A 22,806-nucleotide genomic window follows, 5' to 3' on the forward strand; every position below is an offset into this window, starting at 1 on the left:
ATGCAGAGTGACGCGAAGACCGAGTGGGACGAGCGGATCGCGGTCCGGGGCGACGAGTCACGCGATCTGGAGTTCCCGGACCTGGATCCGCCCAAGCTGGTGACGGCGGTCGGTGGGGTCGGGCACGTCACGATCGACTGGTCACCGGTGCCGGGCGCAGTCGGTTACGTGATCCTGCGTGGGCTGGACGACGAGTCGCTGGAACCGGTCGACCATCACAGTGGTGACGTCCTGTCGGTCCCGTCGCCGCCGTATGTCGACACCACCTGCACGGCGGGTACGGAGTACAGCTATGCGGTGGCGAGTGTGCCCGAGGTGACCGTGCAAGGTCGGCCGGGCGCGTCGGTGAGAGCTGCCGCGCTGGTTGCCGACGGCAATCCTCCGACTGTGCAGGTGACGGTGGATGCCGTTGCCGAGGGCACCGAGCTGCACAAGCCCTGGGTGCCGATGATCGGGAGCGAACGCCTCAGCCAGTTGCTCTGCAAGGACCGCAGCGGCGGCCGGGAGATCGGCATCGAACTCGAGGACGCGTTGCGCCGGATGCACGACGAGATCGGCGTCCGGACGGTCCGTGCGCACGCGATCTTCCACGACGACACCCGCGTCTACACCGAGCAGGACGGGTCGCCGGTCCACGACTTCAGCGTCGTCGACGCGATCTACGACAAGGTGCTCGGGATCGGCCTCAGGCCCGTCGTGGAGCTCGGGTTCATGCCCAGGGATCTCGCCTCGGACCCGACCAGGACGGTCTTCGAGTACGGCGCGATCATCTCGCCGCCGAAATCCTGGGACCGCTGGGGCTCGTTGGTGCGGGCGCTCGTGTCACACCTGGTCGATCGCTATGGCCTCGACGAGGTGCTGACCTGGGACTTCGAGGTCTGGAACGAGGCCAACCTCTCGGTCTTCTGGTCCGGCACCAAGGCCGAGTGGATGCACCTGTACGACGTGACCGCGGCGGCGGTGAAGTCCGTCGATCCCCGGCTGGCGGTCGGTGGTCCGTCGTCGGCCGCGGCCGGGTGGGTCGACGATCTGCTCGCGCACGCCGCGTCGGTGGGGTCGCCGGTGGACTTCGTCTCCACCCATACCTACGGCAGCCCGCCCCTCGACGTCCAGGCGTCGCTGGACCGGCATGGGTTCAGCGAGGCGCGGATCCTGTGGACGGAGTGGGGAGTCACGCCGACGCACTTCAACCCGATCAGCGACTCGGTGTTCTCGGGCGTGTTTGTGCTGCGCGGAATGCGATCGGCCGCCGGGCGGGTGGATGCGCTGGCCTATTGGGTCGCGTCGGACCACTTCGAGGAGCTGGGGCGGCCGCCCCGGTTGTTGCACGGCGGCTTCGGCCTGCAAACCGTCGGGGGGCTCCCCAAACCGCGATTCCACGCGCTGTCGATGCTGAGCCGACTCGGACCGGTCGAGCTGCCGGTGACGCTCGATGGTGACGGCGGCGGCAGTCTGGTCGAGGCATGGGCGTCACGCGACCGGGACCGCGTCGCGGTGCTGCTCTGGAACCTCACCCTCGACCAGACGAAAGCCAATGGCTCCCCAGACCTCACCAGGATTGTGCGACTGGAAGTGCCGGGTGTCGATCCGTCGTGGCGGGTGACGGCCACAACTCTGGCCACCGGTACGGGTGACATTGTGGCGGCCGCAGCCGACCTGGGGATCGGGGATTGGCCCGAGTCGGAGGAGCAATGGCGCGCACTCGGCGAGCGGAGCCGGCTGGTCAGAAGTCCGCTGGAGTGGAACGGCTCGGCACTCGAGCTGACCCTGCCGATGCCGTCCGCGATTCTGCTGGAGATCCAGCCGGGTCGAGACTGACCGCCTCCTGGATCCACCTTTCGACGCCGGCGATGTGGACCGTCGCCCACGACCTGGCCACGTCCGGTTCACGGCCGGCGATCGCGTCCAGGATCGCGCGGTGCTCCGCGACCGTTCGCGCGACGGCGTCGGACTGGGTCAGGCCACGCCAGATCCGGGCCCGGTAGGTCGGCTGCCGCAGGCTGTCGATGATCGACGCCAGCGCCCGGTTGCCGCTGCCGACCGCGATCAGCCGGTGGAACTCGACATCGTTGGCCAGTAGGGCCTCCACGGGCGGCTCCGGCCCGAGCTCGTCCAGCAACTTCCGGAGCACTGCCACCTGGCCGTTGCTCATCCGGACCGCTGCCCGGGCCGCGGCGGCCGGCTCGAGGATCCGTCGTACCTCGAAGAACTCGAGCACCGAGGCGTCCTGGTGCAGATCCAGCACGAAGCCCATCGTCTCCAGCAGGAGGGTGGGATCCAGGCTCGTCACGTAGGTCCCGTCACCTTGGCGTACGTCGAGGACCCGGATCAGGGCGAGCGCCTTCACCGCCTCGCGCAGCGAACTGCGGGACAACCCGAGGTGTGCCGCGAGGTCGGCCTCACGGGGTAGTCGATCCCCCGGGCGCAGTTCGCCGGCGACGATCATCTGCTTGATCCGGTCGATTGCCTCATCGGTGACGCGCATCGCTTCACCTCCCAGATACATCGGATGTCTATCACAGTAGGCACAGGCGGTCCAGACGTCGAGAACACGCCGTACTCCGAGGTCCTGAGGGCCCGCTACAGGATGCTATTGCCTCAAATCGCAGCGATCATTCCGGCCGTGGCGGTATTTGGATGGGAACTTTCATAGGTCACGAGATATTGACGCATGTCGGGACAAGCGCCTATAGATCGGATGAATCAACTCTGTCCGTGGAGGTCAGGATGAACGGAACACGAGTGCGGACCGGCCGGCGGCTGGTCGCCGTCGTTGCGGCGCTGGCGATGGGGGTCCTCTCCGCGTGCGGAGGTGGCAACGGCGGTAGCGGGGGGTCAGGATCGGCGGACAAGGCCGACCTGGTCTTCCAGTTCTGGGTCGCCGGGTCCGAGGACCAGGCCGCCTGGCAGAAGGTCTCGGACCAGGCGCACGCCGATCACGCCGGCATCACCGTCAAACTCCAAGGGACCAGCTGGGACAACTACTGGGCGAAGATCGGCACCCTGCTGGCCAGCGGGAAAGCGCCGTGCATCATCGGCATGCAGAGCCTGCGGACCGCGTCGTACGCGGGCGCGATGCTTCCGCTCGACGACCTGATGACGAAGTACGGCCTGAAGGCCGAGGACTTCGACAAGCCGATCATGGACGGCCTGAAGGTGGACGGGAAGCAGATCGCGATCCCGTACGACTCCGGCCCGATGGTGATCTTCTACAACCGCGACGCGTTCACCGCGGCCGGGGTGGCCGAGCCGAAGCCGGGCTGGACGATGGACGACTTCAACGCGGCAGCGAAGAAGCTCACCACCGGCGGGCGGTACGGCCTGGTGACTGCACCCGGCGACCTGGGCGTGACGTCCTGGGTGCGGACCCTGACCGGCGCGGAACCGATCGCCGACGGCAAGCTCGCCTTCACCGACCCGAAGTTCCAGCAGGGCTTCTCCGGGTACACCGACTTCGTCCGGACCGACAAGATCGCGCCGCAGGTGCCGTCCGGCAACCCCGACTTCGAAACCACGCAGTTCAGCTCCGGCAAGGCCGCGATGGAACTGAACGGGCCGTGGTCGCTGATCGATACCAAGGGCAAGGTCAAGTTCAAGCTCGGCATCGCGCCGATCCCGGCCGGTCCGGACGGCTCCAAGACGTACACCGCCGGCTCCGGTTTCGGCATCTCCCGGTCCTGCAAGACGCCGGACGCCGCCTTCCAGGCGATCATGTCGATGACCAGCGAGAAGCCGCTGACCACGCTGGCCGCGGCCGGCCGGGCGTACCCGGCGCGTACCGCGGCGCACCCGACCTGGTTCACCGCCGCCGGGATCGACGGGGCGAAGGAGACGCTGGACTACGCCTCCGAGCACTCGGTGCCACTGGTCACCTCGAAGAACTGGGTCAAGGTGGCCGACCTGCTCACCAGGTTCGGGACCCAGGCGCTGAACGGCGAGGTCCCGCCCGACCAGGCGCTGAAGACCATCCAGGACCAGGCGGGCGCTGGGTCCTGATGGGCACCACGAACACTACGACCGTGGCTCCGCCGGAGCGTGTCCCGCCGGGCAGTCCCCCGGCGGGCCCGCGGCCCGCGCTGCGCCGGGACGGCCGGGCCGCCGGGATCTTCCTGGGCCCGAGCGTGATCGGCCTGGCCCTGTTCACGCTTTTCCCGACCGCGATGGCTTTGGGGATCAGTCTGTTCGACTGGCCGGTGTTCGGCGAGCGCAAGTTCCTCGGCATCGACAACTACTCGCACCTGCTGCACGACCCGGTGTTCCGCCGGGTGGTGCTGAACACCACGCTGTTCGTGGTGCTCTATGTGCCGCTGAACCTGGTCATCTCGCTCGGGCTGGCAGTCTGGCTGTCGCCGCGGATCAAGGGCCGGCAGGCATTCCGGGTGCTGTTCTTCATCCCGGTGATGACGCCGATGGTGGCGAACGTGATGGTCTGGCGGTTGCTCTTCCAACCGGGTGGCCTGTTGGACACCGGTGCGCAGAGCCTGTTCGGCGTCCATGCCCCGAATTTCCTCGGCTCGTCCAGTTGGGCGATGCCGGCGATCGTGGCTATGTCGATCTGGCAGGGTTTCGGATACAACTTCCTCGTCTTCTCCGCGGCGCTCGACCAGGTGCCACAGTCACAGCTGGAGTCCGCTTCGATCGACGGAGCCGGCGTCTTCCAGCGGTTCCGGTACGTGACCTGGCCGATGATCACACCGTCGATCTTCTTCGCCACCACGCTCACGCTGATCACCTCGTTCCAGGTGTTCGCACAGCCGTTCATCCTGACCCAGGGTGGTCCGGGCGTGTCCACCCAGACCATCGTCATGTACGTCTACAACCAGGGCTGGCAGTTCCTGAGCATGGGCCTCGCGTCGGCGGCGGGCTGGGTGCTGTTCGTGATCATCATGGGCATCACCGCGATCCAGTTCGTCGGCCAGAAGCGGTGGGTGCACTATGACGTTTAGAGGGACGTCTGACACCAACAGCGTTGCCAGCAAGGTGCGCAGCGGGATCTCGCACACTCTGCTGATCATCGTCGCGATCGTCTTCCTCGGGCCTTTGCTGTACGCCGTTTCCACGTCGCTGAAACCTGCCGACGAGGTGTTCACCCCAGCGCCGCACCTGTTCGGCTCCGAGCTCCGCTGGCAGAACTACGCGGACGCCTTCAAGTTCGCGCCGTTCGGCCGCTACTTCCTCAACAGCATCTTCGTCGCGGTGGTCGGAACGCTCGTGGTGGTCGCCGCATCGAGCCTGTCGGCCTATGCGTTCGCGCGGTTGCGGTTCGCCGGCCGCGATCAACTGTTCGTCGTTTTCCTCGGCACGCTGATGGTGCCGCAGGAAGTGCTGATCGTGCCGATGTACTGGCTGATGCAGTCCCTCGGCTGGGTCGACAGCTACTGGGCCCTGATCTTCCCGTGGGCCTTCACCGCCTTCGGCACCTTCCTGCTCCGGCAGTTCTTCCTCACCGTTCCGGCCGAGCTGGAGGAGGCCGCCCGGGTCGACGGGTGCGGGCCGTTCGGTTCGTTCTTCCGGATCATGCTGCCGCTGGCCAGGCCGGCGCTCGCCGTCCTGACCGTCTTCACCTTCATCAGCTTCTGGGGCAGCTTCCTGTGGCCCCTGATCATCATCAACAGCGTCGAGGACAAGGGCACGGTGCCGCTCGGACTCGCCCAGTTCGTCGGCCAGCAAGGCACCCAGTGGAACCTCATGATGGCTGCCTCGGTGCTGGCCATGCTGCCCACTGTGCTGCTGGTCATCCTGCTGCAGAAGCACCTCGTTCGCGGTCTGCTCGTCACCGGCCTGGGCGGCCGGTGAACCCAACGAAATCAAGGAGTGTTGCCATGTCAGAGCGCTTCCGGGACTGGCGGTTCGGGCTCTTCGTGCACTGGGGTCTGTACTCGCTGCCCGCGCGGCATGAGTGGGTGAAGAACCGCGAGCGGCTCACCGACGAGGACTACCAGCCGTACTTCGACCACTTCGAGCCCGACCTGTACGACCCGCGCGCCTGGGCCCGTGCCGCTCGCGAGGCCGGCATGCGGTACGCCGTACTGACGACCAAGCACCACGAGGGCTTCTGCTTGTGGGACTCCGACGTCTCCGACTACACGGTGGCGCGGACCCCCTGGGGCAAGGACCTCGTCGGCCCGTTCGTCGAGGCCTGCCGGGCCGAGGGCCTCGGGGTCGGGTTCTACCACTCGCTGATCGACTGGCACCACCCGGAGTTCCCGGTCGACACCTTCCATCCACAGCGAGACGATCTCGAGGCGAGGGCCAAGTCCGCCGGGCGGGACACCCAGGTGTACGCGGACTATCTGCACGCGCAGGTCCGCGAACTGCTGACCCGCTACGGGACGATCGACATCATGTGGTTCGACTTCTCCTATCCCGGTCGCCCGTTCGACGACGGGACGCCGAGCGGCAAGGGGAAGGACGACTGGCGGTCCGAGGAACTGATGGCGATGGTCCGGGAGTTGCAGCCGGGCATCCTGATCAACGACCGGCTGGACATCCCCGGGGATTTCGTCACCCCGGAGCAGTACCAGCCGAGCGGCCCGATGATGCGCGACGGCAAGCCGGTGCTCTGGGAGGCGTGCCAGACGCTCAACGGCAGTTGGGGTTACGACCGCGACAACCTGGACTGGAAGTCACCGGAGCTGCTGGTGCGGATGCTGATCGACTCGGTCTCCAAGGACGGCAACCTGCTGCTCAACGTGGGTCCGACCGGGCGGGGCGAGTTCGACCCGCGCGCGGTGGAGACCCTGGCCGAGATCGGTCGCTGGACCCGCCTGCACAGCAGGTCGGTGCACGGCTGCGGTCCCAGCGAACTCGCTCCGCCGCAGGACTGCCGCTACACGCAGCGCGGCAATCGCCTTTACCTGCACGTGTTCTCCTGGCCGATGCATCACCTGCACCTCCCCGGAATGGCGGACAAGGTGCGCTATGCGCAGTTCCTGCACGACGCGTCGGAGGTCCGGCGTACGGTCAGTGATCCCGAGCAGACGGCGCAGAACACCACCATGGGCGGGCTGCCGCCGGGCACGCTCACCCTCGAACTGCCGATCCAGCGCCCTGACGTCCTGGTGCCGGTGATCGAACTGTTCCTCGACTAGGCCTTGGCGGGCGGCTCGACCGGAACAGGCCGGCCGGGCTGCTCGCCGCCGCGGGCCCCGAGGTAGGAGTTCTTCGGGACCATCACCTTGCGCCTGAACAGGCAGACTACGGTCCCGTCCTGCTTGTAGCCCTTGGTCTCCACATAGACGACGCCGCGATCGTCCTTGGACTTCGACTCCCACTTGTCCAGCACCATGGTCTCGCCGTAGATCGTGTCACCGTGGAAGGTCGGTGCGATGTGTCGCAGCGACTCGACCTCCAGGTTCGCGATCGCCTTGCCGCTCACGTCGGGTACCGACATGCCGAGCAGGATCGAGTAGATGTAATTGCCGACCACAACGTTCTTGCCGAACTGGGTCGTCTCACCGGCGTAGTGCGCGTCCAGGTGCAGCGGGTGGTGGTTCATGGTGAGCAGGCAGAACAGGTGGTCGTCATACTCGGTCACCGTCTTGCCGGGCCAGTGCTTGTAGATCGCCCCGACCTCGAACTCTTCATAGCTGCGCCCGAACTGCATCCGTACTCCTTCCAGCGATGTCTGGCCCCACTCTGGCCGATTCATCGCCTACTGGGCAGTACCCGGCAGCGTGGCCTTCCTCTCAGTTGGACTGCTCGGGCAGCCGGGGGGCCACCTCACCCTTCAGGGCGAGCTTGGCCAGGTGGTTGCGGGCCTCTTCCGCGTACTTGAAGTCGCACAGCACGTCGTAGGTCGTCGCCACCACCGAGGTCCTGGAGGTGAAGTCACGGGCACCGCGGAGCTGGCCGTAGCCGATCGCGCCGAAGGCCATGCCGAAGATGGCACCCAGCACCACACCGGTCACCAACGCGGCCAGCCAACCGCCCTTGGGGGCGAAGATGCCGAGCAGAACGCCCACGAACAGACCGAACCAGGCACCGCTGGCCAGGCCCGCGGTGATCGCGCGGCCCCAGGTGAGCCGACCGGTGATCTTCTCCACCTGCCGCAGGTTGTTGCCCACGATGGTGGTGTGCTCGACCGGGAACTTCTCGTCCGAGAGGTAGTCGACCGCTCGCTGCGCCTCCCGGTAGGTGTCGTAGGTCCCGATCGTCAGGCCGGTCGGTCGGGGGTCCATCGAGGGCATGCCCTGCGTGGTCATGGTCGTTCCTCTCCGCTTGCGTGCAACTCCATCATTGCCGACGGCTGGTGACGGCACATTGATAGCCTCGCGGTGATGACCGGTCGGAGGTGGGACATGGGCGCGACACGCCGGGTCGGACGCGCCTTCGCCCGCCGTTCCGCGACAGGTCCAGGCTCTCTCGACCTGGTCGGCAGCGGCAAGTTGGACGGTGCCCTGGTCGACTGGGCCTTCTACTCCGACGGCCATCGCGACGGCCGGGTCGGCTCGTACGTCGACGCGCTCAAGCGCGCTCGCCGCGGCGACGGGTTCGTCTGGATCGGCCTGTTCGAGCCGACCGAGCAGCAACTGGCGATGATCGGCGCGGAGTTCGGCCTGCACCCGCTGGCGCTGGAGGATGCCACCGAGGCCCACCAACGGCCGAAGCTGGAGCGGTACGGCGACACCCTGTTCGCAGTACTGAAGACCGTCCGCTACGTGCCGCACGGCACCCTGACCGCGACCAGCGAGGTGGTCGAGTCCGGTGAGGTGATGGTCTTCTGCGGCCCGGGGTTCGTGATCACCGTGCGACACGGCGACCACGGTGAGCTGGCCGGCCTGCGGCAGCGGCTCGAGCGGGAGCCCAAGCGGCTCGCGGCCGGGCCGGGCGGTGTCCTGCACGCGATCGCAGACCAGGTGGTGGACACCTACCTTGAGGTGGCGGATGCGGTCCAGGCCGACATCGACCAGATCGAGATCGAGATCTTCAGCCCGCGTGGCTGGCGCAACATCGAGCGGGTCTACCAGCTGAAGCGCGAGGTGCTCGAGCTGAAGCGGGCAGTGGCGCCGCTGACCGGGCCGATGCGTGCGCTGTCGACCACGGAGCACCCGCTGATCCACGAAGAGACCAGGAACTACTTCCGCGACGTCGACGACCACCTGCTGCGGGTCAAGGAGCAGGTGGTGTCGTTCGACGAACTGCTGAGCTCGATCCTGCAAGCCGGGCTGGCCCAGGTGCAGGTCTCGGAGAACGAGGACATGCGCCGCATCTCGGCCTGGGTCGCGATCGTGGCGGTGCCGACGATGATCGCCGGGATCTACGGGATGAACTTCGACAACATGCCCGAGCTCAAGTGGCACTACGGCTACTTCATCTGCCTCGCTGTGATGGCGAGTGCCTGCACGGTGCTCTACCGGCTGTTCAAGCGCAACAACTGGCTCTGACGCCCTTACATGTACTGACCGTTCGGAAGCACTGTTGGCAGCCTTTTGCCATGACCGCGTCTGGCGGTTGTGCGGCGTCTCGAGCACCTGATTCAATGCGGCCATCGCGTTCGGTCATCGGTCCGCCACAGCCTGCGACCATCGGACGCTCGGGAGGGGGAACCGTGCTTCGCATCCACTTCACGCCTCGCGACCTCGCGCGCACCACGATCTCCACCAGGCCCGCGCCGTCGTGGGAGATCCTGCTCAGCCTGCACATGCTCCAGCAGACCGACGGCCGACTGGTCTTCGAGGACTGGCGTCGTCACGTCCGCACGAAGGTCGCGCCGGATCAGATGCGGCTGCTGCTCGAACTGACCCCGCCGAAGGGCTACTCCCCCGACTTCCTCACCCCTGCCGAGTCGGCGCCGGACTTCGAGACCGCACTGGAGATCACCCTTTCGACGCCGCGCGAGCAGATCCGCAGTCAGCTCGATCTGCTCAGCAAGCACCGTCCTGTCACGCCCTGGACCCGCGAGCTGGCCCAAGGCGAGCGCCACTCGCTGCAGAAGCTCGGCCGCGCCATCCGGACGTACCACGATGCCGCGATCGCGCCGTACTGGAAGTCGATCGGCACACACGTGTCGGCGGACCACGCCCACCGCGGCGAGGCGCTGGCCCGGCACGGCGTCGACCGGCTGCTGTCGTCGCTGCACCCGCGAGTGCGATGGGTCGCGCCGGTGCTGCAGGTGCTGGACATGAACGATCGTGACCTCTACTTGGACGGACGCGGCATCGAGCTGCAGCCGTCCGCGTTCTGCTGGAAGGTTCCGACGAAGCTGCGCGACCCGGGACTGAAGCCGATCCTGGTGTACCCGATCCAGCACGCGCCGGGCATCCTGCGGCAGTCCGGGGCGAGCGACTCGACCTCGAGTGACGCCCTGGGCTCCTTGCTCGGCTCCACCCGCGCGGCCGCCCTGGAGGCAGCAGCGAGGGGCTGTACAACGACGGAGCTCGCCAAGCGCTGCAAGATCTCCCCTGCAGCAGCAAGCCATCAAGCGACCGTACTGCGCGAAGCCGGGCTGATCACCACTCGCAGAGCGGGCGCCTCCGTGCAGCACGAGATCACCCAGCTCGGCATCTGGCTACTGTCAGGGCACGGATCCGGTGGCGTCCGGGTCAGATCGAGCTGAGCGCTGGACGGCGGTTCAGCTGGTCAGAGCTTGTAGTCCTCGAGCAGGCGGCGGCCGATGATCATCCGCTGGATGTCGGCGGTGCCCTCCCCGATCAGCAGCATCGGCGCCTCGCGGTAGAGCCGCTCGATCTCGTATTCCTTGGAGAAGCCGTAGCCGCCGTGGATCCGGAAGGAGTCCTCGACCACCTGCGAGCAGTACTCGCTGGCCAGGTACTTCGCCACCCCGGCCTCGAAGTCGTTGCGCGAGCCCGAGTCCTTCTTCCGCGCCGCCTTCACCATCAGCTCGTGCGCGGCCTCGACCTTGACCGCCATGTCGGCCAGCCGGAACAGCACGGCCTGGTGCTCCGCGATCTTCTTGCCGAAGGTCTCCCGCTGCTGCGCGTAGGAGATGCCCAGCTCGAACGCGCGCCGGGCCACCCCGCAGCCGCGAGCTGCCACGTTGACCCGGCCGACCTCGACGCCGTCCATCATCTGGTAGAAGCCCTTGCCCGGTACGCCGCCGAGGATCTGCTCGGCGCCGATCTGGTAGCCGTCGAAGATCAGCTCGGTGGTGTCGACACCCTTGTAGCCCATCTTCTCGATCTTGCCCGGCACGGTCAGGCCCTTGTCGACCTCACCGAAGCCCGGCTCCTTCTCGACCAGGAACGTGGTCATGTTCTTGTAGACCGACTCGGCACCCTCGTCGGTCTTCACCAAAACCGCGACCAGGTTGGCCGAACCACCGTTCGTCAGCCACATCTTCTGGCCGTTGATGGTGTAGAGGTCACCGTCCTTGACGGCCTTGGTCTTGATCGCGGCGACGTCGGAACCGCAGCCGGGCTCGGACATCGAGAACGCACCTCGTACGTCGCCGGTCGCCATCCGGGGCAGGTACTTCTGCTTCTGCTCGTCCGTGCCGTGCTGCAGCAGCATGTACGCCACGATGAAGTGGGTGTTGATGATCCCGGACACGCTCATCCAGCCGCGCGCGATCTCCTCGACGCAGAGCGCGTAGGTGAGCAGCGACTCGCCCAGCCCGCCGTACTCCTCGGGGATCATCAGGCCGAACAGGCCGAGCTCCTTGAGGCCCTCGACGATCTCCGTCGGGTACTCGTCCTTGTGCTCCAGCTCGGTGGCGACCGGGATGATCTCGGACTCGACGAACGCCCGAACCGTCTTCAGGATCTCCTCCTGGATGTCGGTCAGCCCCTCGGTCTGCTGCAACCTGCTCATCTGCGGCTCTCCTCGCTGGTGTCGCGCGACCTCTACTCGCGAGTATCGCGGGTTACAGCATCGCGGTAGCAGCCCGACACCCGCTGTGACACCGGCCACCCGTAGGCCGTCAGGTGGCTCACTACCCGTTGGAGTTGTTGTGCTGGCCGTCGCCGGAGAACGAGCGCGCCAGGCTGACGAAGAGCGTCACGATCTGCGGGGTCGCCTGCCAGCGGTGTTGCCGCTGGGCCTCCATGAGGCGGCTCTGCGCGTCCTGGAACTTGTTCGCCGCCGCTTCGGGGTCCTCGTCGGCCAGCGCGTCCGCTGCGTCGTCGAGATCCTTCGCGGCCTCCTTCGCGGACTTGGAGCCCCGGCCTTGCCCGGTCTGCCGCAGCAGTTCGGCCAGGGTTCGCAGTTGCGCCTCTCGCGTGGTCGCCGACGGGGTGGCCTTCGGCTTCGGCGAGCTCGGGCGACTGGTAGGAGACTTCGCCGGCGTTGGGGTCGGCTTGGGGGAAGCTGTGGCGTTGGTGACGGCTGGCTGGCTGGGTGGGCCTCCGGCTTGTGCGGTCGGGTCGGCGGCAACCCCTTCGCGGAGCAGTGCTGCGATCACCACACCGGCTAGGACTACCGCGAGCGCGACGATCGCCTTCGCGAAAGGGAGCCCGGCCTTGGCCTTTTGCCTTCGCTCTTCCGGCTGAGGGGACTCCTCGACGGGTAGGAACTGGAGGACCTGCGTGCCGGCCGGCTCGGCCAGCGCCCGGACGACCTCGGCGGCGGAGGAAGGCCGAGCCGCGGGGTCCTTGGCGAGCAGCCGCATCACCAGGTCCGCGAGCCCCGCGGGCACGTCTGTACGGCGTACTGGGGGTGGGGTGGTCTCCAGGTGTTGCCGCAGGACGTCGGTGGCGTCCGCGCCGTCCGTGGCGACGAAGGGTGGTGCGCCTTCGAGCAGTTCGTAGAGAACGCAGCCGAGCGCGTACCAGTCGCTGGCGGGGGTCGCGCGCTCGCCTCGCACCTGCTCGGGTGAGATGTAGGCGGCGGTGCCGAGCAGCACGGGGCCGGTCGCTCCGCTGAGACCGCTGGCTTGGGCGATGCCGAAGTCGGTGATCTTGAGGGTGCCGTCGGAGGCCAGCAGCAGGTTGCCCGGCTTTACGTCCCGGTGCACGATCCCTGCCGCGTGCGCGGCGTCCAGGGCGCGAGCACCCTGCACTGCGATGTCGGCAACCTGCTTGGCCGGAGGTAGACCGCCACTCCGCAGCAGCTTGGCCAGGTCGGGGCCGGTCACCAGTTCCATCACCAGGAACACCTGGCCGGCCGCAGTACCGACGTCGTACGTCGCAACCACGTTGGGGTGCAGCAGCCGCGCGGCAGCCTGAGCCTCGACGCGGAACCGGGCGACCGCGTCCATCGGATCACCCTCGAGCCGACGCAGCAGCTTCACCGCGACCGGCCGGGCAAGCACCTGGTCCTCGGCCTGCCACACCTCGCCCGCGCCACCTCGGCCCAGCAGAGTGAGCAGGCGGTAGCGCCCTGCGAGTACCTCGCCGTTCACACCAACACCCCACAACAGTTCGCGGCCGGACCGCCTCACCTTAGGCGCAGCGTTCGGCAGAGGCGAGCCGACGACGATCGTCTTCGGGCAAACAGCGGAACTTGTCGACGCTGAGTATTAGGTTGATCGCATGAAGCGATCATTCATCCCCGCCCTGATCGTGACGACAGTGGTCGCCGCGACGCTTCACCCGCGGCTGACCTGCTTGCGTCCGAGGAACCGGGGGTCCTGACCCACAGTTCCTCGGACGCAACGTGTCAGTCGGCGGTCGGATCGGCTAGCGCGATCCCGAAGATGTCGCTGTTGCCGAACGTCGCGGGACAGGCGGTCCCCGGCGCCGGCCTCGCGATCGGCGTACCGTCGACAAGGGACTGGCGGAAGCCGTCGATCGCAGGGCAATCCGCGGCATCGCGGGTGTCGTTCCACACCGCCACACCCGAGTCCTCGGTCGCCACCGCGTAGTTGTAGTCGCCGAGGAACTCGCTGGTCAGTCCGTTGGCGCTCGACCCTCGGGCGTCACCCGTCATACCACGGTGCAAGGTGGTGAACGGACCGGTCGACGAATCCGCATGCCGTACGACGCCGAGCATCGGGCGTGCGGCGCCTGTCGTGGTCTGCCATGGCTGCAGGAACGCGTTGTAGGTCAGGTAGACGTCCCGGCCGTCCGGCGAGATCGCGACGGCCGGCTGATTGGCCCGGTCGCCGGCCTGGCTGGCAACTGTTCTACCGGTGTAGGTGTTTCCACCGTTGGTGGAGTGCACGACATACGCCTGCTCGTTGTTGACACCGGCCGAGTCGTCGGACCAGGCGATCACGATCTCATTGGTTGCTCCTGAACCGGTCGGCGCACCGTTGGCGATGTCGATGCTCGGGAACACATCGGTCCGCGAACCGGCCACGCCGTCGATGGTGAAGCGTCCCTGTACGGGGTCGAGCTGACCGATGTTGGTCACGGTGACCACCGGACGCGGCCGGTCGAAGGTCGACCCACCGTTGAACGACCTGACCTCGAAGAAGACGCCCGCGCGGGTCTGGATGTCGGTACCGACCCACACCACGTGAACGACGCCTGCGCTGTCGGTCCGGATCGCGCAGCCCTGCCGCCCGCCGGTCTGGGCGTTGTTTGTGGCCGGGGACAACTGTTTGGTGTCCCAGGTCGCACCGCCGTCACGCGACCGGGCGAACAGCACGGGCTCGCCCCCGCCGCCCTGACCGTTGCCGCGGAACCCGACGTTGCATTCGTAGACGTTGCCGAAGAAGGGGCTGGACGCGGCGTTGTCGGCCCAGAGCTGCTCCTTGTCGGAGAACAACGCCGAACTCTGCTTGGAGACGATCACCGGCGCGGACCAGGCCGCGTTCACCCCCGCCAGCGCCTCGGTAAGCCGGTTACCCGGGCCGCTGGTGTCGAGGTGGGAGACGGCGATCGCTGCGGCGCCCTTGAATCCCGGGCTGCCGGGGAACGGGGTGGCAATGTTCGAGTAGTACAACCGTGAGCCGTTCGCCCACGAGAAGGTGCCATCGGTACCGCGGCGTGGTCCGAAGGCCAGCTCCGGGTCGCCGTTGGAGACCATGCCGTGCTCGAAGTAGTTCGGCAACGTTCCGATCGGACCACTGGCCGGCACGCAGGCGGCTGGGCCGAGGCAAGCGCGGGCACTGAAGCCGGTGTAGGTCGGCTGCACCCAACTGTGGCCGCCGTCGGTCGAGAAGGTGATACCGGATACGCCGACACCGGGCGTGAACGGGCAGGTGGTGGGATCGCCCGCATTACACGCCTCCAGGTCGATGTTGTCGTTGGCGCCAGAAGCGAGCAGCGACGGCTGGTGGGCGTCGACCGCCAGTCCGGGCTCGTTCTGCTTGTTCTGGGAGAAGGGTGTCGACGGACTGCCGACGGTGACTTCTGTGTCTGCGCCCGGCTGTGCGGCGGCGAGACCGGTCCCGGTCAGGGAGAGGCACGCGACCGCAGCCAGGACCATGGCGCGTGAACGCCGCATGGCCCCTCCTGAGGTCAGGATCCCCCCGAGGGATTTGTGTACTCCGAACCAAACGCCTCCCCGGCGCCGATGACAAGAGCCCGCGGCTCACGAGGGGGAGGGCAATTCGGGCGGCTCGCGGTTAGCGTGACGGGGTGAGGAGCAAACGAGGTCGGCCGCGGCATCCCGACGTCCTGACTCCTGCCGAGTGGCGGGTGGTGGACGCGATTCGGCACGGCATGTCGAACCGGCAGATCGCCACCCGCCGCGGCATCAGCGTCGACGCGGTGAAGTTCCACGTCGCCAACGCGCTGCTGAAGCTCGGCCTGGATCGTCGGGCCGAGCTCCGGACGTGGCGCGGGGTGGCGGCCGACAGTGCCCTCCGATCCCGCGAAAACCGAGAAGGAGTCCCTGCGATGACCCGAACATCTGTGCAACTCGGCGTACTCGGCCAGATCTCGCGGCCGGTCCGCGACATCACGACCGCGGTGGAGTGGTACGGCAAGGTCCTCGGCCTGCCGCACCTCTACACCTACGGCGACCTGGCCTTCTTCGACTGCGGCGGCACCCGGCTCTTCCTGACCGCGATGGAAGAACCAGGCAGGAACGAAGAGCCGTCGGTGCTCTACTTCCGCGTCGACGACATCCAGGCGGCGTACGACGATCTGCGCGAGCGAGGCGTCGAGTTCGAGAACGCGCCGCATCTGATCCACAAGCACGAGTCCGGCCTGGAGGAATGGATGGCGTTCTTCCCCGACCCGGACGGGCACCTGCTCGCGATCATGGCGCAGGTGCCGCCCGCCTGATCACTCCGCCGGCGGCTGCCAGACGTCGGTACGGGCCATCCCGGCGGCGCGGCCCTTGGCGGAGATGACCAGGGCCATCTTGCGGGAGGCCTCGTCGATCATCTCGTCGCCGAGCATCACCGCGCCGCGCGCGCCCCCGGCGGCCGAGGTGTAGTGGTCGTAGGCGTCCAGGATGTTCTCGGAGTGGTCGTAGTCCTCCTGCCGCGGCGAGTAGACCTCGTTCGCCGCCGCGATCTGGTCCGGGTGCAGCACCCACTTGCCGTCGAAGCCGAGTGCCGCGGACCGACCGGCCACCCGCCGGAACCCCTCGAGGTCCTTGATCTGCAGGTAGGGCCCGTCGATCGCCTGCTTGCCGTGCGCACGAGCCGCCATCAGGATCTGCATCAGGATGTAGTGGTAGGCGTCGCCCACGTCGTAGCCGGGCGGCTGCTCCCCGACCACGAGCGACTTCATGTTGATCGACGCCATGAAGTCGGCCGGGCCGAAGATGATCGTCTCCACCCGCGGCGAGGCCTGCGCGATCGCGTTCACGTTGGTCAGGCCGAGCGCGTTCTCGATCTGCGCCTCGATCCCGAGCCGCCCGGGCTCCAGGCCGTGCACCTTCTCCAGCTGGGTCAGCAGCAGGTCGAGCGCGACCACCTGCTCGGCGGTCTGCACCTTCGGCAGCATGATGCAGTCGAGGTTCGCACCGGCACCGGAGACCACCTCGATCACGTCGGCGTAGGTCCATTCGGTGGTCCAGTCGTTCACCCGGACCACCCGGGTCTTCGAACCCCAGCCGCCCTCGTTCAGGGCGGCGACGATGTTCTTGCGCGCGTCCACCTTGGCGATCGGCGCGACCGAGTCCTCCAGGTCGAGGAACACCTGGTCGGCGTCCAGCCCCTTCGCCTTCTCCAGGAACCGCGGGTTCGATCCCGGGGTCGCCAGACAGGAGCGCCTACTCCGGAAGGTGGTTGTCTGATCAGCCATCGCCGTGTCCCTTGCCTCGGTTACCGGTCGGTCACCGGCAGCGTACGGCGAAACCACCCACCCGGCCCCGGTGACATCCCTCACCTCCGCCTCGGCTGTGGCCAGCCTCACCACCTACGGCCGGACCGCCCCTGTGGGACGCTGGGGCGGTGACGACCGAGGAGGCTGCTGCGGAGATCGCGGCGGTGATGAAGAAGGCCGGGCTGTTGTGGCTGTCTTGGAATGGCGGGCGCCCCATGCCGGCTTGGTTCGCGACCGTCGACGGCTCGTACGTCGTACTCGCCGACCGCTCGGGTAGTGCCGAACAACCCCTGCCCGGGCTGGCCGATGCGGGCGCGGCCGAGGTCGTAGTACCGGCTAAACCCGCCACGAACCGCCTGGCCGGCTGGCGTGCGTCCGTACGGCGCCTGGAGCCCGGCAGCGAGGAATGGACCACGGCGGCCCACGTACTGCGGACCGAGCGGCTGAACGCGTCCGGCCTGGACACCCAGCTCGACCGCTGGCAGGCAGAAGCCGACCTCCTCGTCCTCGAACCCACCGGCGAGATCACCGAGTCAGCCGGCTCCTACGACGACCGCTCCCGCCTGGAACCGCCACCCGGAAGCACCGCCACAACCCGCGGCGCCCGCCCGATCACCTTCCACAAGCGCACGAAGCGCAGGCCCAAACTGACCTGAGGTGTCATGAGGCCAGCCCCGGACCCGCTGACACGACGGTCCGGGAGGTCTGCCAACCGGGGACTCCGTGTCCCAGGCATTAGCCTTCGAGCATGAGCGGATCACCGTCGCGCGTGTACGTCGCCCGGCTGGCCGGTCTCCCCGTGTACGACCCGAACGGGGACCAGGTCGGCAAGGTTCGCGATGTCGTCGTGATGCTCAGACAGGGCAGCCAGCCGCCGCGGGTGCTCGGACTGGTGGTGGAGGTCTTCACCCGGCGCCGGATCTTCCTGCCGATGACCCGGGTGACCTCGGTGGACGCCGGGCACGTGATCACCACCGGCTTGGTGAACATGCGCCGGTTCGAGCAGCGTCCGACCGAGGTGCTGGTGATCGGCGAACTCCTGGACCGGACCGTGACGATTCGCGAGACGGGGACGCAGGCGGTCGTGTTCGACCTGGCGATGGAGCAGTGGCGGACCCGCGACTGGGTGTTGTCGAAGGTGGCGGTGACCGAGGGGGCCAAGCGGTTCCGGCGGCGCGGTCAGTCGCACGTGCTCGACTGGGCGGACGTCAGCGGGTTCGCCCAGAGCGAGGAGGGTCAGGGCGCCACGCACATCCTGGCCGCGTTCGAGTCGATGAAGCCGGCCGACCTGGCCGGCATCCTGCATGACCTGTCGCCGAAGCGGCGCAAGGAGATCGCGGCCGCGCTGGACGACGAGCGGCTCGCCGATGTGCTCGAGGAACTGCCAGAAGACGATCAGGTGGAGATCCTGGCCGGGCTGGATACCGAACGCGCCGCGGACGTGCTCGAGGAGATGTCCCCCGACGACGCGGCCGACCTGATCGCCGAACTGCCCACCGACACCGCCGAGCGGCTGCTCACGCTGATGGAGCCCGACGAGGCCGAGGACGTCCGGCGGTTGCTCACGTACGAGGAACGGACCGCCGGTGGGCTGATGACGTCGGAGCCGGTGATCCTGCCGGCCGACGCCACCGTGGCGGATGCGCTCGCGCATGTGCGGAACGCGGAACTGAGCCCGGCGCTGGCCGCGATGATCTACGTCTGCCGGCCACCGCTGGAGACCCCGACCGGCCGGTTCATCGGGATCGGCCACATCCAGCGACTGCTGCGCGAACCACCTTCCGCGCTCGTTTCCGGCGTACTGGACACCGATCTGGACGGGCTGCGGGCGGACGACAGCCTGCACACCGTGAGCAAGTACCTCGCCACCTACAACCTGGTCGCGGCACCCGTGCTCGACGACGAGGGCCGCCTGCTCGGGGCGGTCACGGTGGACGACGTACTCGACCACCTACTCCCTCATGACTGGCGCGAATCCGAACAGCAGGAGGTGGACCGCCATGGCGCGTGACGACCGCAGCAGCGACGACCGCCGGCTGATCCGGACCGCCGACCGGCTGGACATCCCGCGCGAGCTGCGCCGTACGATCGTCCGCCGCCGCGCCTACGACGCGGACGCGTTCGGGCGGCTGTCGGAGCGGATCGCGCGCTTCCTCGGCACCGGCCAGTTCCTGGTGTACATGACCGCGACGATCCTGTTCTGGGTCGGCTGGAACATCTTCGCGCCGCAGCAGCTGCGTTTCGACGAGTATCCGTTCATCTTCCTGACGCTCGCGCTCAGCCTCCAGGCCTCGTACGCCGCGCCGCTGATCCTGCTCGCGCAGAACCGCCAGGAGGCCCGCGACCGGGTCCAGTACGAGCGCGACCGCGACGTGGACGCCCGGACCCGGGCGGACATGGAGTTCCTGGCCCGCGAGATGGCCGCCCTGCGGATGTCCGTCGGAGAGGTCGCCACCCGCGACTTCCTCCGCTCCGAACTCCGCTCCCTGGTGGCCGAACTCGAACTCAAAGACCGCGAGGACGACCGGGTCTGACCACCTCCCCGCTGCGCCACCAATCCTTGCGTCCGAACAGCTGAGGGGCAGGCCCCGCACCACTTCGGACGCAAGGGGTCTACATCACAGTGGTCTGCGGTCGGCGGGGTGGCGGGGAGCACGTAGCCTGTGGGTATGGCTCCCACTGCTGATCAGGTGACCGCTGCGCTCGGTGGCGTCATAGACCCCGAGATCAAGAAGCCGATCACCGAGCTCGGAATGGTCGAGTCTGTCGTCGTGCGGACCGATGGCGTCGTCGCCGTCCGGATCCTGCTGACCGTGGCCGGCTGTCCGATGAAGGACACGCTGCGTCGCGATACCACCGCGGCCGTGAGCGCCCTGGAGGGCGTCACCGGCGTTGAGATCGACCTCGGCGTGATGTCGGCCGAGCAGCGCGCGGCGCTGCAGACGCAGTTGCGCGGCGGGGTGGCCGAGAAGGAGATCCCGTTCGCCCGGCCGGACTCGCTGACCAAGGTGTTCGCGATCGCCTCCGGCAAGGGTGGCGTCGGCAAGTCCTCGGTGACGGTGAACCTGGCCGTGGCGATGGCGGCGAAGGGCCTGTCGGTCGGCGTACTGGATGCCGACATCTACGGACACTCGATCCCGGCGATGTTCGGCGTCGCCGACGAGCGGCCGACCGCGGTGGACGACATGATCATGCCGGTGCCCGCGCACGGCGTGAAGGTGATCTCGATCGGCATGCTGAAGCCCAAGCGCGACCAGGTCGTCGCCTGGCGTGGCCCGATCCTGGACCGCGCGCTGGTGCAGATGCTGGCCGACGTGTACTGGGGCGACCTCGACGTACTGCTGCTCGACCTGCCGCCCGGCACGGGTGACATCGCGATCTCGGTCGGCCAGCGGCTGACCAGCGCCGAGGTCATCGTCGTGACCACCCCGCAGGAGGCCGCTGCCGAGGTGGCCGAGCGAGCCGGGACGATGGCCCAGATGGTTCATCAGCGGGTGGCCGGCGTGATCGAGAACATGTCGTTCCTGCCGTGCCCGCACTGTGGGCCCGAGCACCGGATCGAGATCTTCGGGTCCGGCGGTGGCGCCCGGGTGGCGGCAACGCTGTCGCAGCGCCTCGGGTACGACATTCCCCTGCTGGGCGAGGTTCCCCTGGACGAGCGGCTGCGCAGCGGCGGCGACAACGGCCAGCCGCTCGCGATGGCGGGCCCGGAGACGCCGGCGGCGCAGGTCCTGGCCCAGATCGCGGAGCGCCTGGGTGGCAAACCGCGCGGACTCCTCGGCCGCCAGCTCGGTCTGTCCCCGGTTGGCCGCTGATCCCTGCTGAAACCCGGCTTGCCACCGACTGATCAGGTGGACTCGGGGTCGAAGGGAGCGCGCTGGCCGGCCGGAAGGCGCGGGACCGAGTCCATCAGGTCCATCGAGGACGAGACCGGCTTGTCGTCGTCATCGTCGTCCAAGCCTTCGAGCAGGTGTTTGCGGACGAAGCTGCGCGGATTCAGGTCGCGGACGTCGAGGTCGGCGAACTCCGGGCCGAGCTCGTTGCGCAGATCGTTCTGCGCGTTGTTGACCATCTGGCGGACCTGGCGCAGCAGCCTGCCGGCGGTCCGGGCGAACTCCGGCAAGCGGTCCGGACCGAAGAGAACGACGGCGACGATCGCGATCACCACGAGCTCGAGTGGCCCGATGCCGAACATGTCTCCGCCCTTCTCACCATCATTGGATGCGCCCGTTGGACGCGCTCAGACAGGGTAGCCCGCGCGTGGTTGGAACCGCTGCCGGATCAGCCTGTCTGCTGGCCCAGGGTGACCGAGACCTGCCGCGGTTTGCCGCCTCGCTCGTAGTCCAGCCGGACGCTCTCGCCCGGACGGTGGGTGCGGATCGCCACGATCAACGCCTCGGCGGTGTCCACGACCTGGCTGTTGATCTGGGTGATCACGTCGCCCACCCGCAGCCCGGCGTGCTGCGCCGGCGACCCGGTGCTCACCTTGCTGACCCGCGCGCCGCCCTCGAACTGCATGTCGACCTCGGCGCCGATCACCGGGTACGAGGCCTTGCCGGACTCGATCAACTGCTGGGCGGTCCGTCGCGCCTGGTCGATCGGGATCGCGAAGCCGAGGCCGATGTTGCCGCTGGCGCCTTCCTGGACGCCGCGGACCGTCGCGATCGCGGAGTTGATCCCGATCACCCGGGCGTTCATGTCGACCAGCGGACCGCCCGAGTTGCCCGGGTTGATCGCCGCGTCGGTCTGCAGTGCGTTGATGTAGGAGGTCTCGCCGTCGCCACCAGCTGTCACCGCGCGGTTCTTGGCAGAAACGATCCCGGACGTCACCGTGCCGGCCAGCCCCAGCGGCGACCCGATCGCCACCACGTCCTGGCCCACCACGGCCAGGTCCGAGCGACCGAACTGCACCGACGGCGCATCCAGCCCGATCACCTTGACGACAGCCAGGTCGTAGGCGGGCGAGCGGCCGACCAACTGGGCCGTGGCGGTCTTGCCCTTCTGGGTGAGGACCTGGATCGACCCACCACCGACGGCTGCCGAGACGACGTGGTTGTTGGTCAGGATGTGGCCCGCGTCATCGATCACGAAGCCGGATCCGGTCGCGTTCGAGTCGTCGGCGCCCTGGACCTTGAGCTGGACCACGCTCGGCAACAGGGTCTCCGCCACGGCCGAAACCGAGCCGCTGCGGATCTTCGGGTCCGCCCCGACGCCGATCGCCGGAGCCGACGGGTCGCTGACCGGGCCGTTGTTGCCGTCCAGCGCGACCACCGTGGCGGCCGCGCCGGCTCCCGCCAGCAGGCCGACGATCAGCGCGACGATCGCGGCGATGCCGATCACACGGCTGCCCTTGGGCGGCGGGACCGGGGTGTACGCCCGGGCCTGCTGCTGATGCCAGTCGAGCGGCGGAGGCGGCGTGTACGTCGGCTGGCGCGTCGGCCAGGCCTGCCCGGGATACGCCGGACGGAACGCCGGGTCCTGCGGCTCGGGCCGGCCGAAGCTGCGTTGCGTTGTGGATCGGGGCGGAGACTGCCTGTACGGCGCGTTGGCGCCGGGCGGCGGAATCGGCGCCGCGCCCGCAGTACTGGGCTTGCTCGGGCTCTCGGGCGGTACGACAGGTCCTGCGGTCGGCCGCTCGGTCTGGTCCGCGGCGTCCTGCGGTATCCGTACGGTCGGCTCGGCGTCATCCCAGCTCACGGTGGCCGCCTCACGTCGTCGTTGTCTCTGGTGGGAGGTACTC

At 68.1% G+C, this 22,806-nt stretch carries 21 protein-coding genes; 12 read left to right on the forward strand and 9 right to left on the reverse strand.

The genetic code is table 11. From position 1 onward, the window contains the following. Entirely contained in the window at nt 1-1,818 is a 1,818-nt protein-coding gene (locus ABD210_RS07685; protein WP_344110233.1) for a GH39 family glycosyl hydrolase, read from the forward strand. Here ABD210_RS07685 and ABD210_RS07690 read toward each other — a convergent pair. Next, nucleotides 1,724-2,485, reverse strand: a complete 762-nt coding sequence (locus ABD210_RS07690; protein ID WP_344110235.1) for a FadR/GntR family transcriptional regulator — start codon at nt 2,483-2,485, stop codon at nt 1,724-1,726. The genes ABD210_RS07685 and ABD210_RS07690 overlap by 95 nt on opposite strands. A 242-nt stretch (nt 2,486-2,727) precedes the next feature. On the opposite strand from ABD210_RS07690, the gene ABD210_RS07695 reads away from it, so the two are divergent. From ABD210_RS07695 to ABD210_RS07710, 4 genes are read left to right on the forward strand one after another with little or no spacing between them, the layout of a single operon-like run. Beyond that, nucleotides 2,728-3,996: an ABC transporter substrate-binding protein gene (locus ABD210_RS07695; protein WP_344110236.1), complete on the forward strand. Its 1,269-nt coding sequence runs from the start codon at nt 2,728-2,730 to the stop codon at nt 3,994-3,996. Beyond that, a complete protein-coding gene (locus ABD210_RS07700) occupies nt 3,996-4,946 on the forward strand; it encodes a carbohydrate ABC transporter permease (RefSeq protein ID WP_344110237.1) in 951 nt (316 codons plus the stop codon). Before ABD210_RS07695 ends, ABD210_RS07700 begins: the two co-directional genes overlap by 1 nt. Further along, complete coding sequence (locus ABD210_RS07705; RefSeq protein ID WP_344110238.1) at nt 4,936-5,796, forward strand: carbohydrate ABC transporter permease; 861 nt, start codon at nt 4,936-4,938, stop codon at nt 5,794-5,796. The genes ABD210_RS07700 and ABD210_RS07705 overlap by 11 nt, the downstream gene beginning before the upstream one ends. Continuing rightward, the gene (locus tag ABD210_RS07710; RefSeq protein ID WP_344110240.1) at nt 5,793-7,091 is read left to right on the forward strand and encodes an alpha-L-fucosidase; all 1,299 of its coding nucleotides are present in this window, start codon (nt 5,793-5,795) and stop codon (nt 7,089-7,091) included. Before ABD210_RS07705 ends, ABD210_RS07710 begins: the two co-directional genes overlap by 4 nt. Here the strand turns inward: ABD210_RS07710 and ABD210_RS07715 are convergent. Beyond that, nucleotides 7,088-7,606, reverse strand: coding sequence for a MaoC family dehydratase (locus ABD210_RS07715; RefSeq protein WP_344110242.1), 519 nt, complete (start codon nt 7,604-7,606; stop codon nt 7,088-7,090). The two genes, ABD210_RS07710 and ABD210_RS07715, sit on opposite strands and share 4 nt — an antisense overlap. An 82-nt stretch (nt 7,607-7,688) precedes the next feature. Beyond that, nucleotides 7,689-8,204: a YflT domain-containing protein gene (locus ABD210_RS07720; protein WP_344110243.1), complete on the reverse strand. Its 516-nt coding sequence runs from the start codon at nt 8,202-8,204 to the stop codon at nt 7,689-7,691. Nucleotides 8,205-8,279: 75 nt separating this feature from the next. Here ABD210_RS07720 and corA point away from each other — a divergent pair, with 75 nt between their 5' ends. Beyond that, nucleotides 8,280-9,386 (forward strand): magnesium/cobalt transporter CorA, encoded by a 1,107-nt coding sequence (corA, locus tag ABD210_RS07725; protein WP_344110244.1) that lies wholly within the window; start codon nt 8,280-8,282, stop codon nt 9,384-9,386. 164 nt (nt 9,387-9,550) lie between these two features. After that, on the forward strand, nt 9,551-10,558 hold the full coding sequence (locus tag ABD210_RS07730; RefSeq protein ID WP_344110245.1) for an ArsR/SmtB family transcription factor: 1,008 nt from the start codon (nt 9,551-9,553) through the stop codon (nt 10,556-10,558). A gap of 23 nt (nt 10,559-10,581) precedes the next feature. Here ABD210_RS07730 and ABD210_RS07735 read toward each other — a convergent pair whose 3' ends face one another. The 3 genes from ABD210_RS07735 to ABD210_RS07745 all read right to left on the reverse strand — a co-directional run bounded on the left by ABD210_RS07735 (nt 10,582) and on the right by ABD210_RS07745 (nt 15,291). Continuing rightward, a complete protein-coding gene (locus tag ABD210_RS07735; protein WP_344110246.1) occupies nt 10,582-11,772 on the reverse strand; it encodes an acyl-CoA dehydrogenase family protein in 1,191 nt (396 codons plus the stop codon). 121 nt (nt 11,773-11,893) lie between these two features. Next, nucleotides 11,894-13,300 carry a serine/threonine-protein kinase gene (locus ABD210_RS07740; protein WP_344110247.1) on the reverse strand — a complete coding sequence of 469 codons (1,407 nt, stop codon included), beginning with the start codon at nt 13,298-13,300 and terminating at the stop codon, nt 11,894-11,896. A 257-nt stretch (nt 13,301-13,557) separates the two neighbouring features. Beyond that, nucleotides 13,558-15,291, reverse strand: a complete 1,734-nt coding sequence (locus ABD210_RS07745; RefSeq protein WP_344110248.1) for a sialidase family protein — start codon at nt 15,289-15,291, stop codon at nt 13,558-13,560. Nucleotides 15,292-15,425: 134 nt separating this feature from the next. Here ABD210_RS07745 and ABD210_RS07750 point away from each other — a divergent pair, with 134 nt between their 5' ends. Then, complete coding sequence (locus tag ABD210_RS07750) at nt 15,426-16,076, forward strand: VOC family protein (RefSeq protein WP_344110250.1); 651 nt, start codon at nt 15,426-15,428, stop codon at nt 16,074-16,076. On the opposite strand, the gene ABD210_RS07755 is transcribed toward ABD210_RS07750, so the two are convergent. Then, nucleotides 16,077-17,045 (reverse strand): HpcH/HpaI aldolase/citrate lyase family protein, encoded by a 969-nt coding sequence (locus ABD210_RS07755; protein ID WP_344110251.1) that lies wholly within the window; start codon nt 17,043-17,045, stop codon nt 16,077-16,079. A 149-nt stretch (nt 17,046-17,194) separates the two neighbouring features. Here ABD210_RS07755 and ABD210_RS07760 point away from each other — a divergent pair, with 149 nt between their 5' ends. The 4 genes from ABD210_RS07760 to ABD210_RS07775 all read left to right on the forward strand — a co-directional run bounded on the left by ABD210_RS07760 (nt 17,195) and on the right by ABD210_RS07775 (nt 20,881). Continuing rightward, entirely contained in the window at nt 17,195-17,722 is a 528-nt protein-coding gene (locus ABD210_RS07760) for a hypothetical protein (RefSeq protein ID WP_344110252.1), read from the forward strand. Between the two features lie 92 nt (nt 17,723-17,814). Beyond that, on the forward strand, nt 17,815-19,077 hold the full coding sequence (locus tag ABD210_RS07765; RefSeq protein WP_344110253.1) for a magnesium transporter MgtE N-terminal domain-containing protein: 1,263 nt from the start codon (nt 17,815-17,817) through the stop codon (nt 19,075-19,077). Then, nucleotides 19,067-19,600, forward strand: a complete 534-nt coding sequence (locus ABD210_RS07770) for a DUF1003 domain-containing protein (protein ID WP_344110254.1) — start codon at nt 19,067-19,069, stop codon at nt 19,598-19,600. The genes ABD210_RS07765 and ABD210_RS07770 overlap by 11 nt, the downstream gene beginning before the upstream one ends. 135 nt (nt 19,601-19,735) lie before the next feature. Further along, nucleotides 19,736-20,881 (forward strand): Mrp/NBP35 family ATP-binding protein, encoded by a 1,146-nt coding sequence (locus ABD210_RS07775; RefSeq protein WP_344110255.1) that lies wholly within the window; start codon nt 19,736-19,738, stop codon nt 20,879-20,881. A gap of 32 nt (nt 20,882-20,913) precedes the next feature. On the opposite strand, the gene ABD210_RS07780 is transcribed toward ABD210_RS07775, so the two are convergent. After that, on the reverse strand, nt 20,914-21,261 hold the full coding sequence (locus ABD210_RS07780) for a sec-independent translocase (RefSeq protein ID WP_344110257.1): 348 nt from the start codon (nt 21,259-21,261) through the stop codon (nt 20,914-20,916). Nucleotides 21,262-21,347: 86 nt separating this feature from the next. Continuing rightward, a complete protein-coding gene (locus ABD210_RS07785; RefSeq protein ID WP_344110259.1) occupies nt 21,348-22,763 on the reverse strand; it encodes a S1C family serine protease in 1,416 nt (471 codons plus the stop codon). Nucleotides 22,764-22,806: the final 43 nt, after the last annotated feature.

Origin of the sequence: Kribbella alba (assembly GCF_039529635.1) — a bacterium.
GTDB lineage: Bacteria > Actinomycetota > Actinomycetes > Propionibacteriales > Kribbellaceae > Kribbella > Kribbella alba.

Excerpts from the sequence above, each read along its gene's own strand:
- ABD210_RS07690 (WP_344110235.1), bottom strand. The coding sequence starts at position 2,485 with ATGCGCGTCACCGATGAGGCAATCGACCGGATCAAGCAGATGATCGTC.
- ABD210_RS07755 (WP_344110251.1), bottom strand. The coding sequence starts at position 17,045 with ATGGCTGATCAGACAACCACCTTCCGGAGTAGGCGCTCCTGTCTGGCG.
- ABD210_RS07700 (WP_344110237.1), top strand. The coding sequence starts at position 3,996 with ATGGGCACCACGAACACTACGACCGTGGCTCCGCCGGAGCGTGTCCCG.
- ABD210_RS07720 (WP_344110243.1), bottom strand. The coding sequence starts at position 8,204 with ATGACCACGCAGGGCATGCCCTCGATGGACCCCCGACCGACCGGCCTG.
- ABD210_RS07685 (WP_344110233.1), top strand. The coding sequence starts at position 1 with ATGCAGAGTGACGCGAAGACCGAGTGGGACGAGCGGATCGCGGTCCGG.
- ABD210_RS07775 (WP_344110255.1), top strand. The coding sequence starts at position 19,736 with ATGGCTCCCACTGCTGATCAGGTGACCGCTGCGCTCGGTGGCGTCATA.
- ABD210_RS07715 (WP_344110242.1), bottom strand. The coding sequence starts at position 7,606 with ATGCAGTTCGGGCGCAGCTATGAAGAGTTCGAGGTCGGGGCGATCTAC.
- ABD210_RS07745 (WP_344110248.1), bottom strand. The coding sequence starts at position 15,291 with ATGCGGCGTTCACGCGCCATGGTCCTGGCTGCGGTCGCGTGCCTCTCC.
- ABD210_RS07735 (WP_344110246.1), bottom strand. The coding sequence starts at position 11,772 with ATGAGCAGGTTGCAGCAGACCGAGGGGCTGACCGACATCCAGGAGGAG.
- ABD210_RS07765 (WP_344110253.1), top strand. The coding sequence starts at position 17,815 with ATGAGCGGATCACCGTCGCGCGTGTACGTCGCCCGGCTGGCCGGTCTC.
- ABD210_RS07780 (WP_344110257.1), bottom strand. The coding sequence starts at position 21,261 with ATGTTCGGCATCGGGCCACTCGAGCTCGTGGTGATCGCGATCGTCGCC.
- corA (WP_344110244.1), top strand. The coding sequence starts at position 8,280 with ATGACCGGTCGGAGGTGGGACATGGGCGCGACACGCCGGGTCGGACGC.
- ABD210_RS07770 (WP_344110254.1), top strand. The coding sequence starts at position 19,067 with ATGGCGCGTGACGACCGCAGCAGCGACGACCGCCGGCTGATCCGGACC.
- ABD210_RS07695 (WP_344110236.1), top strand. The coding sequence starts at position 2,728 with ATGAACGGAACACGAGTGCGGACCGGCCGGCGGCTGGTCGCCGTCGTT.
- ABD210_RS07705 (WP_344110238.1), top strand. The coding sequence starts at position 4,936 with ATGACGTTTAGAGGGACGTCTGACACCAACAGCGTTGCCAGCAAGGTG.